The organism is Rhodococcus sp. F64268 (assembly GCF_023015605.1).
In the GTDB taxonomy this organism is placed as follows: Bacteria; Actinomycetota; Actinomycetes; order Mycobacteriales; family Mycobacteriaceae; genus Rhodococcus.
The window spans coordinates 217,670-234,032 of sequence record NZ_JALKAI010000006.1 but is presented as its reverse complement, the minus strand read 5'-3'; the positions used below and the strand labels follow the sequence as shown (position 1 = coordinate 234,032).

The following is a 16,363-nucleotide window of genomic DNA, read 5'->3' as shown; positions in this document are numbered from 1 at the left end:
TGACGACATACCCGCAACGGAGTAGCGCATGAGCACGTATCTGCAGTTCATCGTCCTGGGGTTCGGCCTCGCCGCGGTATACATCGGCCTCGCCAACGGATTGCTCCTCGTCTATCGCTCGACGGGGATCATCAACTTCGCGCAAGGCGCGACCGCGATGTGGGGTGCGTACGTCTACGCGCAGTTGCTCATCGACGGCACGCTGGTCCTGCCGATCGGCAGTATCGAATTCGACGAGGCGCCATCGGTACCTGCTGCCTTGGCGATCGGCCTGGTGATGGCGGTCCTGCTCGGGGTCGTGACCCACTACCTGGTGTTCAGGCCGGTGCGTCGTGCACCGGCCCTGGCCCAGGTGGTGGTCTCCGTCGCGCTGATGCTCACCGTCCAAGCGTTGGTGGTCATCAGATTCGGGCCGAACAGCATCCCGATCGAATCGATGATCCCGTCCGGGTCGATCTCGCTGTTCGGCACCTCCGTGTCGTCGGCTGAGGTCGTCATGGTCGCGATCATGGCCGTGTTCTCGGTGCTGGTGTGGGCTTACCTCCGCTTCACCAGAGCCGGCGCAGCAACTCGTGCGGCAGCGGAGAACGAGCGGGGCGCCACGCTTCTGGGGTTCTCACCGGATCGGCTCGCGGCGATCGCGATGGTCATGGCCTCGGTGGTCAGCACGATCGGTGTCCTGCTCGGGGCATCCCTGACGGGCCTCAATCCGCTGAACTACTCCCTGCTCGTCGTTCCGGCGCTCGCGGTGCTCCTGGTCGCGCGGATGGAATCCGTCGCGACGATCGTGATCGCGTCACTGATGCTCGGGGCGTTCCAGTCGGTGCTCAACCTGCTCGCCGGTGAGAGCTGGTGGCCCACGTGGGCGCAGTCCGGCGTCGATCAGGTCGTGCCGTTCTTCGTCGTCATCGTCGTGCTGTTCGTGTTCGGGGGGCGGTTGCCCTCGCGTGGGTCACTGCAGACCGTCAAGCTGCCGGACGTTGTGGTGCCGCGCTTCCGTCCGATCCCCGCCGCACTCGTGATCGTCGTGACCGGTGTGCTCCTCGCGGTATCGTCCGGCACCTATCGATTCGGTCTGACGTACTCGATCATTCTGATGCTGCTGGCGTTGTCGTATGTGGTCATCACCGGCTACCTCGGCCAGATCTCCCTCGCGCAGGCGGCGTTCGCCGGTGCAGCGGGGTTCACCCTCTCGAAGGTGACGACGAACTGGAGTATGCCGTTCCCGATCGCGCTCGTCTTCTGCTCGCTCGTGGCCGCGCTGCTCGGCATGCTGGTGGCGTTGCCCGCCTTCCGGATTCGTGGTGCTCAGCTGGCCATCGTCACCATCGCTGCAGCACTGGCGATCGAGCGGTTCATCTTCAACAACTACAGTCTGACGCCGCCGTCAGGGAATCCGATCGCGAACCCCACGCTGTTCGGCCTGAACCTCGGTGTGCGCGAGGGCAGCGATATCGCACGGCTGTCGTTCTCGTTCACGGTCCTGATCGTCGCGGCGATCACGGTGTGGGCGTTCATCCGGATCGCCTCGGGCGACACCGGGCGTGCCTTCCTCGCAGTGCGGGCGAACGAGCGGGCCGCCGCGGCCGCGGGAATCGACGTCCGGTCGACCAAGCTCATCGGGTTCGGACTGTCCGCGTTCATCGCCGGGGTCGCAGGCTGCCTCATCGGATACAGCGCCGGTCAGCTCTCGGCCGAGTCGTTCACCGTGTTCGTCGGGCTGCAGGTGCTGGCGGTCGCGTATCTCGGCGGCATCACCTCGTTCAGTGGTGCGGCGATCGCAGGCATCATCGGTCCGCTGGGAATCGTCTACGTGCTGGTACACAACGTCTTCGACCTGGGCGACTACTACGCTCTGATTTCCGGGATCGCGCTGATCATCACTGCGATCCTGAATCCGATCGGAATCGCCGGTGAGGCAGGCAGACTCAGCGCTCTATTACGTGCCAGGCTGCGCGACCCAGCAGTCGCGACAGATTCTCCCGTTTCCGAAACCGGCGACGAGATCGACCACGGAAAGGTGACGGTGGCAGATGCCTGACTCGACGAAAATCCCTCCCGCACGAGCTGATTCCATTCTTCCTGATTCCGGATCTCCCGATGAGGCGCGAGGCGGGTTGTCGGCGCGGGACATCACCGTGCGCTACGGCGGTGTCGTGGCAAACGAGAACGTGTCGCTGGAAGTGCATCCCGGCGAGATCGTCGGCCTGATCGGACCGAACGGTGCCGGTAAGACGACATTCGTCGACGCAGTCACCGGATTCATCGACTACGAGGGAACGATCAGCGTCGACGGCACTCCGATGAACGGACTCCCGCCGCATCGGCGTCGCCGCACCGGTCTCTCGCGCACATGGCAGTCGGGTGAACTCTTCCCGAACCTGGCCGTGAACCAGAACGTCATCGCGGCGATGCGGCCGGGCGGTCTCACGACGCTGTGGCGCGACCTGATCGGGCGTCGGCGGGGCGGCCCCGACGAGACCGTGGATGCAACGCTACGAGCGGTCGGGCTCGCCGACGTCGGATACACTCTCGCAAGGGATCTCACGCTCGGGCAGCAGAAGCTCGTCGGTGTCGCGCGCGCACTCGTCGGTAATTGTCGCGTCCTCCTGCTGGACGAACCCGCTGCAGGCCTCGACAGTCAGGAGAGCGTCGAGTTCGCCGAACGCATTCGGGCGGTCGTCCGGAACGGGCCCGGTGCCCTGCTGATCGACCACGACATGTCGCTGGTACTGGGAGTGTGCGATCGCATCTACGTCCTCGAGTTCGGCAAGGTCATCTTCTCGGGAACTCCGGACCAGGCCAGAAAGGATCCCGCCGTGATCGCTGCATATCTGGGCGCGCCGATGGAGACCACCCATGGCTGATGCTGACTCCACAGACACTGCCCCGGTCCTCACCGCAGAGGCTCTCACCGCCGGATACAACGGCGTCGTCGCGGTCGCCGACGTGAACCTCTCCGTCGCGGCCGGTGAAGTGCTCTCGATTCTGGGGCCCAACGGCGCCGGAAAGACCACCACCCTGTTGTCGCTCGCCGGTGTGCTCCCCACGATGAGTGGACAGGTGACGGTCCTGGGCCGGCCGGTGGACAGCAGCCGGCCCTACCGGATGGCGCGCAGAGGCATGCGCTTCGTCCCCGACGACCGAGGGCTGTTCCCGTCCATGACGGTGCGTGAGCATCTCCGGCTGGCCCGCCGACGACCCGACCAGCGCCGCGAGCAGGCGGTGTTGGAGCGTTTTCCTGCCCTGGCGAAGCTGCGGTCCCGGACAGTGGGGCTACTCTCCGGCGGCGAGCAGCAGATGCTGGCGATCTCAGTGGCACTGCTCGCCGAACCGCGATTGCTCATGGTCGACGAGATGAGCCTCGGGCTGGCGCCGATGGTCGTCGAGCAGATGCTGCCTGCCATCCGCGACCTGGCCCGCGCGGAAGGAATCGGCGTCGTGCTCGTGGAGCAGCATGTGGGTCTCGCGCTGGCGGTGTCCGACCGGGCGCTTGTTCTCAACCACGGCCGGGTAGTGCTCGAGGGCAAGGCCGATGCACTCCTTCGCGAACGTGATCGGGTCGAATCCGCGTACTTCGGCGCCGGTGAGTTCGCCGACGAGGAACGTGACAGCGAACGAGCGTGAGAGCGTGGTCTAGGCCTCCGCAGCGAGCTGACCGCAGGCTGCGGCAATTTCCTGGCCGCGGGTGTCGCGGACGGTGCAGGAGACACCCTGCGCGATCACCCTGCGGACGAACTCCCGCTCGACAGGTTTGGGACTGGCGTCCCATTCACTACCGGGGGTGGGATTGAGCGGGATGAGGTTGACGTGCACGAGCGGCCCGAGAGCCTTGCGCAGCTTCTTGCCCAGCATGTCGGCGCGCCACGGCTGATCGTTCACGTCGCGGATCAACGCGTACTCGATCGAGACCCGGCGGCCGGTCTTGTCGGCGTAGTACCGGGCGGCGTCGAGAACCTCGGCGATGGGCCATCGATTGTTGACCGGCACGAGGGTGTCGCGGAGTTCGTCATCCGGTGTGTGCAGGGATACGGCGAGGGTGACGTGCAGGCCTTCGTCTGCGAGCTTGCGGATCGCGGGGGCGAGTCCCACTGTCGAGACCGTGACCGACCGCTGCGACAGTCCGAAGCCTTCGGGCGCGGGCGAGGTGATCCGGCGAACGGCTGCCACGACCCGCTTGTAGTTGGCGAGCGGCTCCCCCATCCCCATGAACACGATGTTGGACAAACGACCAGGACCACCTGCGACATCGCCATCGCGTAATGCCGCCGCGGCTGCACGGACCTGATCGACGATCTCCGCCGTCGTCAGATTCCGGTCGAGCCCGCCCTGCCCGGTCGCGCAGAACGGGCACGCCATTCCGCAACCGGCCTGGCTCGAGATGCACAGCGTCGCGCGTTCCGGGTAACGCATGAGGACACTCTCGAGGAGTGTTCCGTCGCCCGCTCGCCACAGCGTCTTGCGGGTTTCTCCTCCGTCGCAGGCGATGTGCTTGACCGGGGTCAGCAAGGATGGGAACAGTGCCGCACCGACCTTCTCGCGCACGGCTGCGGGGAGATCGGTCATCTTCTCCGGGTCGGCCTCCAGCCGGCCGTAGTACTGGCGGGCGATCTGGTCGGCACGGAAGGCCGGAAGCCCCAGTTCCTTCACGGCCTCACGTCGCTGCGCTGCATCGAGATCAGCGAGGTGCCGCGGGGGCATGCCGCGCTTGGGAGCATCGAAAACGAGGGGCAGAGAGGAAGCCATAATGGTCCATTATCCCATGCTTTGCGACCGGGCTGTTCGATCTGAACTGTGATACTGACCCCGATACCCCTGAATTCGTGCCTCCCTGAAATTCGGGCGCCGATAGGGGGAAGATCGAATGATGACCACCCGTATTGCTCCCGAATACGCCAGATCTTGGCTTCTCGTTCCGGGTAATGTCCCGGAACGGTTCGATCCTGCCGCGACCTCCCCGGCCGATGCAGTAGTACTCGACCTCGAGGACGCGATCGCCGACGACGGCAAAGCAGCCGCCCGCACCGAAGTCGTCGAGTGGCTGCGCGACGGCGGCAGGGCATGGGTGCGTATCAACGACGCCACCACGTCGCACTGGTGCGATGACGTCGATGCCCTGGCAGGTGTGCCCGGACTCGAAGGAGTCATGCTCGCGAAGGCCGAGAGCGGTCATCAGGTGGACGCCACGGCCGACGCACTGCCGGACGACACCAAGATCCTGGTGCTGATCGAATCTGCCATGGGACTCGAGGCAGCACCCGAGATCGCCCGTGCCGAAGGTGTGTTCCGGCTGGTGTTCGGCAGTGGCGACTTCCGCCGCGACACCGGAATGAGTGCGGCACCCCTTGCCATGGCGTATCCGCGTTCCCGGCTGGTCGTCACGAGCCGAGCTGCGCGACTCCCCGGACCGATCGACGGCCCGTCCCTGACCGACGATCCCACGATCCTCGAGCAGGAGGCACAGCTGACCCAGTCGATGGGCATGACGGGGAAACTGTGTATGACACCGGATCGGGCGCGGTTCCCGAATGCGGCACTGAGCCCCAGCACCGACGACATCGGCTGGGCCCACACCGTCATCGACCGTCTCGGCGAGGACGGACACGGCGTCAAGGACGGGAGCGATCTACCGAAGTTGGCGCGGGCGAAGAAGATCAAGGAACTCGCCCGCGTGTTCCATCTGCAGGGGAGGCACTGAACCCGCCCCATTCGATACCGCGCGGCTTACGCCGCATGTGGAGGCGGTAGCGCACAGCCAGGGTAGTCCCGGGTGTCTCCCGGATCGCGCGCGCTGCAACCTTCGGACCGAACTCGATTCCGAGGACACGACCCAGGGTGTCACGGTCCGGGAAATTCCATTCGGTATCGATTCGCCGTAATGAGAATCCCTGGGCGTCGAAGAATGCCTCGACGGCACGTGGACGGTAGTGCGGAAGATCGGCACGCATCCATTCGCCGTACGGGTGCGCTGTCGCGTCGAGATCGATGATCGCGAGTGCGCCGCCCGGGCGAAGGACCCGCATGGCCTCGGTGATGCCTGCGCCGCAACCCGGCCCGAAGAAGTACGCGGTGCGGGCGTGGACGAGATCCACCGAGCAGTCCGGTAACGGCAGCTGCGCAGCCGATCCCGGCAGGACTCGGACCGCATCGAGGTGACAGACCCTCCGCCGCGCCGACTCGACGAGCGGAGGGTGTGGTTCGACCCCGGTCACCGACCGGGCCGTCTCCGCGAACATCGTCAGGTGGAACCCGGAACCGCAGCCGACGTCGACGACATCGCGGCCGACCCAGTCGGCGTCCTCCCTCAACGCCGCGTACACGGCGCCGTGGGAGTCCTGGGCTCGGTTCTCCTCCTCGTAGACCGAAGGCCAGTGCCAGATGTTGGGGCTGGCGATCACGCCTCTGTCGTCGCTTCGATGTCCGTCCATCGGATCTGTGAGCACCGACCTAGACGAAGATCGTGAGGATCAACCAGGTCACGAACGCCGAAGGGAGGATCGAATCGAGCCGGTCCATGATGCCACCGTGCCCGGGCAGAAGTGTGCCCATGTCCTTGATACCGAGGTCGCGCTTGACCTGCGATTCGATCAGATCACCAGCCGTAGCAGTCAACACGAGGACGACGCCGAGGACCGCACCGATCCACCACTGTCCGTCGAGCAGGAACATGACGGTGAGGATTCCGACCGCCACACACGCGACCAGGGAACCGCCGAATCCTTCCCACGACTTCTTGGGACTGATCGCGGGTGCCATGGTGTGCTTGCCGAACAGCACGCCTGCGGCATAGCCACCGATGTCCGAGGCCACACACACGAGCATCAGGCAGAACACTCGTGCTGCACCCTGGTCTTCGAGAACCATCAGCGTTGCAAAGGACGCCAGCAGCGGTAACCACGCCACCGTGAACACAGCGACCGCTGTGTCGCGCAGGTAATTGCGCGGCTGTGCGGTCAGTCCGTGATCGAACAGCCGCCAAAGCATCGTCACCACGACAGTCCCCGCGAATGCTCCGAGGACACCGGCGGTTCCGTAGGGCCATCCCAGCCAGATGATTGCCTGGCCACCGAGCAGCAGCGGAAGGCGCGGTACGAGCACACTCGCCTCGCGCAGACGCTTGGTGACTTCCCACGTCGCGATCGCGATCGCGGCCGCGACCACACCGAGCCAGGCTGTGGGAGCGAACAGCAGGATGACGATGACGAGCGCGCCCAGACCGGCCCCCACCGCTACTGCAGCAGGGAGGTCGCGGCCTGCACGTGACGTCTTGACGGGCACTGTCGCGGTGTCGGGCGGTGATGCTGCTCCAGCAGCGGCGACGTCGGAGGTGTCCCCGGCGTCGAGTGGAAGCTCCGGGTCGGAAGACCCGTCGGCTCTGCCCACCGTCAGACCTCCATCAACTCGGCTTCCTTGTGCTTGACCAGGTCATCGATCTGCGCCACGTACTTCGCCGTGGTCTTGTCGAGCTCCTTCTCCGCGCGACCGACCTCGTCCTCGCCTGCTTCGCCGTCCTTCTGGATGCGGCCGAGTTCTTCCATCGCCTTGCGGCGGACGTTCCGCAGAGCGACCTTCGAGTCTTCACCCTTGGCTTTCGCCTGCTTGACTAGCTCACGGCGGCGCTCTTCGGTGAGCTGCGGCACGGAAATCCGGATGATGTTGCCGTCGTTGGTGGGGTTGACCCCGAGATCCGAGTTGCGGATAGCGGTTTCGATCGCACCGAGCTGCGACGCCTCGTACGGCTTGATGATGACCATCCGCGCCTCGGGCACGTTGATGCTGGCGATCTGAGTCACCGGGGTCGGCGACCCGTAGTAATCGACGACGATCCGGTTGAACATTCCCGCGTTCGCGCGGCCGGTCCGGATACCGCCGAGATCGTCCTTGGCCACCGTGATGGCCTTCTCCATCTTCTCCTCTGCCTCGAAGAGAGCTTCATCGATCACGGCAGTTCCTCCATGTTCCGTTGTCCAATCATGACCGTACGAGCGTTCCGATCTTCTCACCGGCGACAGCACGAGCGATATTGCCCTTGGTCAGCAGATTGAAGACCATGATCGGCATGGCATTGTCCATGCACAGGCTGAACGCGGTCGCATCCGCGACCTTGAGGCCGTTCTCGATGACCTCACGATGGGTGACCTCCTCGTACAACTCGGCATCGGGATCGATGCGAGGATCCGCGGAGTAGATTCCGTCGACGGCTTTGGCCATCAGAACGACATCGGCACCGATCTCGAGGGCACGCTGTGCGGCCGTGGTATCGGTGGAGAAGTAGGGCATACCCATACCCGCGCCGAAGATGACTACTCGGCCCTTCTCGAGGTGCCGCCGTGCGCGAAGCGGGAGATAGGGCTCGGCGACCTGACCCATCGTGATCGCCGTCTGCACCCGGGTGTCGATACCTTGCTTCTCGAGGAAGTCCTGGAGCGCGAGGGAGTTCATGACGGTGCCCAGCATGCCCATGTAGTCCGAGCGGGCGCGCTCGAGTCCACGCTGCTGAAGCTCCGCGCCCCGAAAGAAGTTGCCGCCTCCGATGACCACGGCGACCTCGACGCCGCTACGCACGACCTCGGCGATCTGCTGCGCGACGGTCGTCACGACATCGGGGTCCAGGCCGACCTTGCCGCCACCGAACATCTCGCCGCCGAGTTTGAGAAGCACCCGGCGGAAACCGGGCCGATCGTGGGCATGCTCGGACATGACTCTCCTCTGGTTGCGCATGAATCGGCCCTTTCATCCTGCCTCATTCACCCGGTGGAACCGAGACCGGGAGCGAGGCTACACGCTGCGGTCACCGCCGGAGGCCGGTCGACCGGAGGCGCCGGACACGCCACGACCCCGCCGGCAAGAGCCGACGGGGTCGATCGGTGCGTGGACTAGCTGGCGCCGACCTCGAACCGCACGAAGCGGGTCACGGTGGCCCCGGCTTCGTCGAGGATCGCCTTGACGGTCTTCTTCGAATCCGTCACCGACGACTGCTCGAGGAGCACGACGTCCTTGAAGAAGCCGTTCACGCGGCCTTCGACGATCTTCGGCAGAGCCTGCTCCGGCTTGCCTTCCTCTTTTGCGGTCTCCTCGGCGATACGACGCTCGCCTGCGACGACGTCCTCGGGAACCTCGTCGCGGGTGGTGTACTTCGCTTTGAGAGCAGCGACCTGCATGGCAGCGCTCTTGGCAGCCTCGGCTGCCGCGTCGCCTTCACCGGTGTACTCGACGAGCACGCCGACAGCGGGGGGCAGGTCCGATGCACGCTTGTGCAGGTAGACCGACACCTGGCCGTCGAATGCTGCGACGCGCCGGATCTCGAGCTTCTCACCGATCTTGGCGGAGAGCTCCTGAACCAGGGCGTCCACGGTCTTGCCGTCGACCTCGACGGCCTTGAGTGCCTCGACGTCGGCCGGGCGGGCCTCCGCAGCAGCAGCGACGATCGTGTTGGCGAGAGCCTGGAACTCGTCGTTCTTCGCGACGAAGTCGGTCTCGGAGTTCAGTTCGACCAGAACGCCGTCCTTGGCGACGACGAGGCCTTCTGCGGTGGAGCGCTCGGCGCGCTTGCCCACGTCCTTGGCACCCTTGATGCGCAGCTGCTCGACGGCCTTGTCGAAGTCGCCATCGTTGTCGGCGAGAGCATTCTTGCAGTCCAGCATTCCGGAGCCGGTGAGCTCGCGGAGACGCTTGACATCAGCGGCGGTGTAGTTCGCCATCTTGAGCGGGCCTCCTGTGTCTGTGGTGAAAAGTCTAGGGGTGCGGATGGCGCCGCGTGGTGCGGGCCGGGCCGCGATGCAACGGCCCCGACCATGATCTCTCGATCGTCCGGTCGGGGCCGTGCAAACGGATCAGGCCTCGGGGGCTGCGTCCGCGGCGGGTGCTTCCGCGTCGCCGGTGGAGGCGGCCTGCGCGAGCAGTTCCTGCTCCCACTCGGGCAGCGGCTCTGCCGTTGCGGCCTCGGGCTTGGCGTCGGCGTCGGAGTTCTTGCCGGCGCGGGCCTGGAGGCCCTCGGCGACTGCGGACGCGACGACCTTGGTCAGCAGCGCCGCGGAGCGGATCGCATCGTCGTTGCCCGGGATCGGGAAGTCGACGAGGTCCGGATCGCAGTTGGTGTCCAGGATTGCGACGACCGGGATGTTCAGCTTGCGAGCCTCACCGACAGCGATGTGCTCCTTGTTGGTGTCGACGACCCACACGGCCGACGGAACCTTGGCCATGTCGCGGATGCCGCCGAGGGTCCGGTCGAGCTTGTTCATCTCACGCGTGAGCATGAGGATTTCCTTCTTGGTGCGACCCTCGAAGCCACCGGTCTGCTCCATGGCCTCCAGCTCCTTCAGGCGCTGCAGGCGCTTGTGGACGGTGGAGAAGTTGGTGAGCATGCCGCCGAGCCAGCGCTGGTTCACGTACGGCATACCGACGCGAGTGGCTTCTTCGGCGATGGATTCCTGTGCCTGCTTCTTGGTGCCGACGAAAAGGATCGTTCCACCGTGAGCGACGGTCTCCTTGACGAACTCGTACGCCTTGTCGATGTACGTCAGGGTCTGCTGCAGGTCGATGATGTAGATGCCGTTGCGGTCGGTGAAGATGAACCGCTTCATCTTCGGGTTCCAGCGACGAGTCTGGTGTCCGAAGTGGGCGCCGCTGTCGAGCAGCTGCCGCATAGTTACAACAGGCATGCCTGTTTCTCTCTTTCGTGTCGGTTGCCGCGGGTGATCTTGCGATCCCCGCCCTGGCGTCCGCATGACCGCCGACCCTTGCGGGACCGGCGACGGCCATCTACGGTGCATCCGTATAGACGGAGCAGCACCGATGCGCGGACGCGCGAAGTCGATCTGCGAACACAGACCGCTCGACAATCATACGGCTCCGACACCTCGAACTGCCAACCGCCTCGTCAGAGTGGTCTCTGGATCCGTTCCTGTGGACAACCGCGAAGTTGTCCACATTCTCCGTTCCGGACTATCGCACCCGTTTCCCGGGAGCGAGTCTGGGGAGTATGCGAATCACCGCACTTGCACTACTGGCCAGTGCCGCCTCCCTGATAAGCGCTGCGCCCGCTGCCGCAGACACATCCTTCGTCTGGCCTCTCGAACCACGACCGAAGGTGACCCGGCCGTTCGATCCACCCGCGGAGGACTGGCTGCCCGGCCATCGCGGCGTCGATCTCGCGTCGCACCCCGGCCAGACAGTGCTCGCACCAGGCGACGGGATCGTGGCATTCGCGGGATCCGTCGCAGGCAAGCCCGTCGTGTCGATCGATCACCCGGGCGGCCTGCGTACCACTTACGAGCCGGTCACCGCGACGGTGGCGGCGGGTCGTCGAATTTCTGCCGGTGATCCGCTGGGCACGGTCGAACCCGGACACGAGGGCTGCACTGCCGCGGCGTGTCTTCATTGGGGCCTGCGCCGCGACCGCACCACGTACCTCGATCCGCTCCCCCTCGTCGAGCGGCCGGTCATTCGCCTCGAACCGGTGTGACCGAGACGGCAGTGCGCGATCCATCGGCGTGCCGTGATCACCACTACAGGCGTGCCGTGATCACCACTGCACGGCGTGCCGCCCCGTCAACCTCGGGAAGTCGTCCGCGACCATGGCCGCGAGTTCGGCGAACGCCCGCCTGGTCGTGGGCCTCAGCAGGTTCAGGTCGATCTCGGCGCCCTCCGCAAGGTGCTCGTCGAACGGCACAACCTGGACGGCCCGGCAACGAGCAAGGAAGTGCTCGGTCAGCGCATCGAGGTCGATACTGGAGTTCCCAGGCCGCGGTGAGCTGATCACTACGACCGTCCGATCGACGAGGTCGCTGTAGCCGTGATGCTCGAGCCAGTCCAGTGTGGCGGCGGCGCTGCGGGCACCATCGACAGCCGGCGACCCGACGAGCACGAGGGCATTTGCCAGGTCGAGCACGCCCCCCATCGCGGAATGCATGATCCCGGTTCCGCAGTCGGTGAGAATGATGTTGTAGTAGACCTGAAGAACATCGATGACTCGACGATAGTCGTCCTCGCTGAATGCCTCCGACACCGCCGGATCACGCTCGCTGGCAAGCACTTCGAGCCGACTCGGCGCTTGCGAAGTGTGGGCACGCACATCCGAATACCGTTCGATACGGTCCGCAACCGCGATCAGATCTCGCACTGTCGACTGCGTCTGTTCCGGTACGCGCTGCGCGAGGGTTCCGAAATCCGGGTTGGCGTCGACGGCGATCACGCAGTCACCACGCATCGAGGCGAAGGTCGAGCCCAGCCCGACTGTCGTCGTGGTCTTGCCCACGCCGCCCTTGAGTGAGAGCACCGCGATGCGGTAATCGCCGCTGATCGGCTGCCGGATACGTGCGACGAGATCGTCGTGATCCGCATCCTCCGAGGACATTCCGGGATCGAACAGTCCCCCGGTGAGCCGATGCACACCGCGCCGCCATCCTCTGCTGGGCGCGCGCCGGGAACGACGGACGAGCACCCCCGACGCAAGGTCGAGGTTCGACGGCTGATGGTCCGGCGCCGTCGTAACCCTCGGAACCTGGTCGCGCATGACGTCCACATCATGGGTTTCGACCGGCGCGGCGGGTTCATGAACCGGTGCGGGCACCTCGATCGGCTCCGTTGCCGGGCCACGCTCCGATCCGGGCAGAGGCACGACTTCGGACACAGGTTCAGGCACGGTTGCCGCCTCGGGACCAGGCACGGTTGCCGCCTCGGGATCCGGCACAGGCTCCGTGTCAGGCACAGGTTCCGGACAAGACTCGGGTGACGGTTCCAGATCAGGCGCGGGCTCAGGCAGACCTTCGGGTGCCTGCACAACCGCTACGGGCTCCGGTACAACCGCTACGGGCTCCGGCGCGACCGCTACGGGCTCCGGCGCGACCGGCACATGCGGCTCCGGATCCCGTTCCAGCGGGATCATCGAAAACGGCACCGACGCGGGGGGCGTGATCGAGGCAGGTGTTGAAGCGATCGGCGGAGCACTTGCCGGAGCCGGCAGTACTGCAGCGCCGCCGACCGGCTGCGACGGGGCTGCCGACCGCGATGTCGCTGTGGTCGGGACCGAGTCCGCCCCCGACCCCGTGTGCGGCGCCGGTTCGGCAGTGCCATCTTTCCTCACGCGTGCAGCACTACGACGCAGCCCACGTCGCGGCGTGACCGGCGCGGGCCGTGCCTCAGGTTCGTCCTGCAACCACGCAGGCAACGCATGGTCGGACTCGTTTCGTGCCATTTGGATCCCCCCGATATCCCCCACTATCGATCGGCTGGACGCTACCAAAACGTGTCGGGCTGCGTAGCCGCAGGCGCGGGCGCGGCTCAGGCGCGGGGGTGCGCCTGCTCGTGGACCGCACGCAGTCGCGCAACCGACACATGCGTGTACAGCTGAGTGGTCGCGAGACTCGAATGACCGAGTACTTCCTGGACGACGCGCAGATCGGCACCGCCTTCGAGCAGATGGGTTGCTGCGGTGTGCCGCAGTCCGTGTGGCGCGAGGTCAGGTACACCGGGAACGGCCCCGGCCGCCTCGTGCACCACCGTCCGCACCTGCCGTTGCCCGATGCGACCGCCTCGCTTCCCGAGGAGCAAGGCGGGTCCCGAGGTCGCGGTCGCCAAGGCCGGCCGCCCGACGGCTACCCACCGTTCGAGGGCATCCGCGGCAGGCAGTCCGTAGGGCACTGTCCTTTCCTTGTTGCCTTTACCAAGCACTCGCACAACGCGACGTTCCGCATCCACGTCGTCGAGGTCGAGCCCGCAGAGCTCGCCGACACGGATACCGGTCGCATACAGCAGTTCGACGATCACGCGGTCTCGCAGCGCAACCGGATGCTCTTCCCGAGCGCCGGACTCTGCAGCCTCCATGACTTCTGCTGCCTGCTCCGCATGTAGCACCGTGGGCAGTGTGCGGCGCGCGCCCGCTGAGGCGAGACGTGTTCCCGGGTCGTGCTCGGCGCGACCAGAGCGGACCAGCCAGGCGGTGAAAGTCCTCACCGATGAAGTGCGCCTCGCAACCGTACTGCGTGCAGCACCGGAGGCGACCTGTCTCGACAGCCACGCCCGCAGCGTCCCGAGGTCGATATCGGACACCCGCGCATCAGGGTTACCTGCTGCGAGATGCTGGAGGAACGAGCGCACGTCCGATGTATACGCGCGCACGGTGTGCGCCGACCGGTTCGACTGCAATGTCAGATGCTCAGCAAAATCGTCGACATGGACGGCAAGCGCAGGAGGCAGCGCCGAGGCCGGATCGTGGTCCATGGGCACCACCGTGCGCGGTGTTCTGGGTCCGTGCAAGTCAACGCGCCTCGTTAGAGTTCGTTCGTGAGTAAAACGATCTCTTTGCCGATGCTGTGCGCACTGGCGCTCCTGTCGGCCACAGCGCCGCTGGCGACGGATATGTACCTTCCCGGTCTGCCGATCATGTCCGAGAGTCTCGGCACCTCTACCGTGGGAATTCAGCTCACGTTGACGACATTCATGGCGGGCCTGGGTATCGGCCAGTTGATCACCGGTCCCCTCTCCGACGGGTGGGGCCGTCGTCGCCTGCTCATCATCGGCACGATCGCGCTCGCATCGAGTAGCGCTGCGTGTGCGCTGGCACCGACCGTCGAGGTCCTCATCGGGGCGCGTGCAGTCCAGGGCTTCAGTGGAGGCATCGGAATCGTGCTCGCCCGCGCGGTCATCGCAGATCGTACGAGTGGCCACGAATCTGCTCGCTTGTTCAGCTTCATGATGATCATCGGTGGTATCGCGCCCATCGCCGCGCCGATCATCGGTGGTGCGCTTCTCGACCCGATCGGCTGGCGAGGTATTTTCTGGGTTCTGACCGGAGCGTCGATCGCGATGCTCGCCGGGGTTCTCGTGTTCATTCCCGAAACACTGCCACCCGAAAAACGACACGGCGGCGGGTTCGCAGCGCTTGCGGGCAACTTCGGCTACGTGCTGGGTAACCACCGGTTCATCGGATATGCCGCATCCTTCGCGCTCGGCTTCGGCGCGATGTTCGCCTACATCTCCGCATCACCATTCGTCGTACAGAACATACTGGGAATGTCGGCGACGCAGTTCTCGCTGGTCTTCGCAGTGAACTCGGTGGGATTGGTGACCGCGAACATCATCAATACCCGGCTGATCGGCAGGTTCGAAGTGCGGGCGCTTCTGCTGTTCGGTGTGACCCTCATGCTGTCCGCCGGAACGCTGCTGTTGATCACGACAGCACTCTTCGGAGCTCACCGCTGGCTTCTTCTACCACTGCTGTTTGCCGTTGTGTTCAGCCTCGGATTCACGATGGGCAATTCCACAGCCCTCGGTCAGGGCCAAGTACCGTCGGCTGCAGGCACCGGCTCGGCAATCATGGGCGCGTCCCAGTTCGGCCTCGCCGCGATCGTCTCACCGCTGGTGGGGTTGGGCGGGGAGGACACGGCCGTTCCCATGGCAATCGCAATCGTCGCCTCGGCGGGGCTCGCGATGACCGCCCTGCTCACGCTCACCCGCGAGCCCCGCATGTGACCATTCGAATCGGAGTCGGTCAGCCGGCCTCGCTCTCCGAGAGCTCACGCTTCCAGGTGCGGAAGCCTTCCTCGGTCCTGCCGCGACGCCAGTATCCGGAAATCGACGCGCGCGCGGAGGGCACTCCCCGTTCCTTACGCAAATATGGACGGATGTGCTTCATGACGCTTTCCGCCTCACCATGCACGAACACCTGGATGTCACCATCCGGCCACGGTAGTTCCCGCACCGCGGAAACGAGCGGTGCGTTGCCGTCGATACGGTCCGGACCGGCATCGCCCGCCGCGACACCTCGATGAAGCCATGTCACGGTCACGCCGGCCGGTGCGATCAGATCGAGTTCGTCGGATTCCCCGGCCACCTCGATGAACACCGCTCCGGCAGCGTGCGCCGGAAGTGATTCGAGCGCTGCCGCGATCGCGGGAACTGCTGTCTCGTCGCCTGCCAGCAAGTGGAAGTCCGCCGCAGGATCAGGTAGGTAGCCCGCTCCGGGCCCCCGGAGCACGACCTCGGTCCCCGGCTTGACGGAGCGCGCCCACGGACCGGCGATCCCTTCGTCCCCGTGGACGACGAAGTCGACCCAGATCTCCTCGGCGGCCCGGTCCACACGGCGCACCGTGTAGGTGCGTACGACGGTCTCGTCTCCCGCAGGCAGCTCGATCTTCACGTAGCTGTCGGTTTCGGGACGCGGAGTGAAGTCGGCGAACCCGTCACCTCCGAACACCACTCGAACGAAGTGTTCGGACACGACCTCCGTGCGCAGCACTGTCAGGGTCGACGATTTCGGGGCCTTGGGCGCCACCGTACCTCCTTATTAGGGTTACCTATCCTCGACGACACTACTCGGTCCTCGACGTCAGGCGCAGCAACCCGATGCCGGCCGACTACGCTC

Annotated in this window: 16 protein-coding genes; 6 read left to right on the top strand and 10 right to left on the bottom strand. The window is 65.5% G+C overall.

Annotated features, from left to right (window positions below; translation table 11 throughout):
• Nucleotides 1–28: 28 nt before the first annotated feature.
• From MWU77_RS17105 to MWU77_RS17095, 3 genes are read left to right on the top strand one after another with little or no spacing between them, the layout of a single operon-like run.
• Nucleotides 29–2,041: an ABC transporter permease gene (locus MWU77_RS17105; RefSeq protein WP_247274308.1), complete on the top strand. Its 2,013-nt coding sequence runs from the start codon at nt 29–31 to the stop codon at nt 2,039–2,041.
• Complete coding sequence (locus MWU77_RS17100) at nt 2,034–2,867, top strand: ABC transporter ATP-binding protein (protein ID WP_169688667.1); 834 nt, start codon at nt 2,034–2,036, stop codon at nt 2,865–2,867. Before MWU77_RS17105 ends, MWU77_RS17100 begins: the two co-directional genes overlap by 8 nt.
• Nucleotides 2,860–3,627: an ABC transporter ATP-binding protein gene (locus tag MWU77_RS17095; RefSeq protein ID WP_169688666.1), complete on the top strand. Its 768-nt coding sequence runs from the start codon at nt 2,860–2,862 to the stop codon at nt 3,625–3,627. The genes MWU77_RS17100 and MWU77_RS17095 overlap by 8 nt, the downstream gene beginning before the upstream one ends.
• Nucleotides 3,628–3,636: 9 nt before the next feature.
• Here the strand turns inward: MWU77_RS17095 and rlmN are convergent, their stop codons facing one another.
• Nucleotides 3,637–4,746 (bottom strand): 23S rRNA (adenine(2503)-C(2))-methyltransferase RlmN, encoded by a 1,110-nt coding sequence (rlmN, locus tag MWU77_RS17090; RefSeq protein WP_169688665.1) that lies wholly within the window; start codon nt 4,744–4,746, stop codon nt 3,637–3,639.
• A gap of 121 nt (nt 4,747–4,867) precedes the next feature.
• On the opposite strand from rlmN, the gene MWU77_RS17085 reads away from it, so the two are divergent.
• Entirely contained in the window at nt 4,868–5,698 is an 831-nt protein-coding gene (locus MWU77_RS17085) for a CoA ester lyase (protein WP_374229900.1), read from the top strand.
• Here the strand turns inward: MWU77_RS17085 and MWU77_RS17080 are convergent.
• From MWU77_RS17080 to rpsB, 6 genes are all read right to left on the bottom strand, one after another.
• Entirely contained in the window at nt 5,655–6,428 is a 774-nt protein-coding gene (locus tag MWU77_RS17080) for a class I SAM-dependent methyltransferase (RefSeq protein ID WP_247274306.1), read from the bottom strand. The two genes, MWU77_RS17085 and MWU77_RS17080, sit on opposite strands and share 44 nt — an antisense overlap.
• A gap of 19 nt (nt 6,429–6,447) precedes the next feature.
• Complete coding sequence (locus MWU77_RS17075; protein WP_169688663.1) at nt 6,448–7,383, bottom strand: phosphatidate cytidylyltransferase; 936 nt, start codon at nt 7,381–7,383, stop codon at nt 6,448–6,450.
• 2 nt (nt 7,384–7,385) lie between these two features.
• On the bottom strand, nt 7,386–7,943 hold the full coding sequence (gene frr, locus MWU77_RS17070) for a ribosome recycling factor (protein WP_169688662.1): 558 nt from the start codon (nt 7,941–7,943) through the stop codon (nt 7,386–7,388).
• Between the two features lie 28 nt (nt 7,944–7,971).
• A complete protein-coding gene (gene pyrH / locus MWU77_RS17065) occupies nt 7,972–8,700 on the bottom strand; it encodes a UMP kinase (RefSeq protein WP_132470557.1) in 729 nt (242 codons plus the stop codon).
• A 176-nt stretch (nt 8,701–8,876) separates the two neighbouring features.
• Nucleotides 8,877–9,701 carry a translation elongation factor Ts gene (gene tsf / locus MWU77_RS17060; RefSeq protein ID WP_169688661.1) on the bottom strand — a complete coding sequence of 275 codons (825 nt, stop codon included), beginning with the start codon at nt 9,699–9,701 and terminating at the stop codon, nt 8,877–8,879.
• Nucleotides 9,702–9,833: 132 nt separating this feature from the next.
• Nucleotides 9,834–10,661, bottom strand: a complete 828-nt coding sequence (gene rpsB, locus MWU77_RS17055; protein ID WP_169688660.1) for a 30S ribosomal protein S2 — start codon at nt 10,659–10,661, stop codon at nt 9,834–9,836.
• 320 nt (nt 10,662–10,981) lie between these two features.
• Between rpsB and MWU77_RS17050 the strand changes: the two genes are divergently transcribed.
• Nucleotides 10,982–11,464: a M23 family metallopeptidase gene (locus MWU77_RS17050; protein ID WP_169688659.1), complete on the top strand. Its 483-nt coding sequence runs from the start codon at nt 10,982–10,984 to the stop codon at nt 11,462–11,464.
• 60 nt (nt 11,465–11,524) lie between these two features.
• Here MWU77_RS17050 and MWU77_RS17045 read toward each other — a convergent pair whose 3' ends face one another.
• The gene (locus MWU77_RS17045; protein ID WP_374229898.1) at nt 11,525–12,886 is read right to left on the bottom strand and encodes an AAA family ATPase; all 1,362 of its coding nucleotides are present in this window, start codon (nt 12,884–12,886) and stop codon (nt 11,525–11,527) included.
• Between the two features lie 395 nt (nt 12,887–13,281).
• A complete protein-coding gene (locus tag MWU77_RS17040) occupies nt 13,282–14,220 on the bottom strand; it encodes a tyrosine recombinase XerC (RefSeq protein WP_247274304.1) in 939 nt (312 codons plus the stop codon).
• Nucleotides 14,221–14,307: 87 nt separating this feature from the next.
• On the opposite strand from MWU77_RS17040, the gene MWU77_RS17035 reads away from it, so the two are divergent.
• The gene (locus MWU77_RS17035) at nt 14,308–15,471 is read left to right on the top strand and encodes a multidrug effflux MFS transporter (RefSeq protein WP_169688898.1); all 1,164 of its coding nucleotides are present in this window, start codon (nt 14,308–14,310) and stop codon (nt 15,469–15,471) included.
• A gap of 19 nt (nt 15,472–15,490) precedes the next feature.
• Here the strand turns inward: MWU77_RS17035 and MWU77_RS17030 are convergent, their stop codons facing one another.
• Entirely contained in the window at nt 15,491–16,273 is a 783-nt protein-coding gene (locus tag MWU77_RS17030; RefSeq protein WP_247274303.1) for a siderophore-interacting protein, read from the bottom strand.
• Nucleotides 16,274–16,363 lie beyond the last annotated feature (90 nt).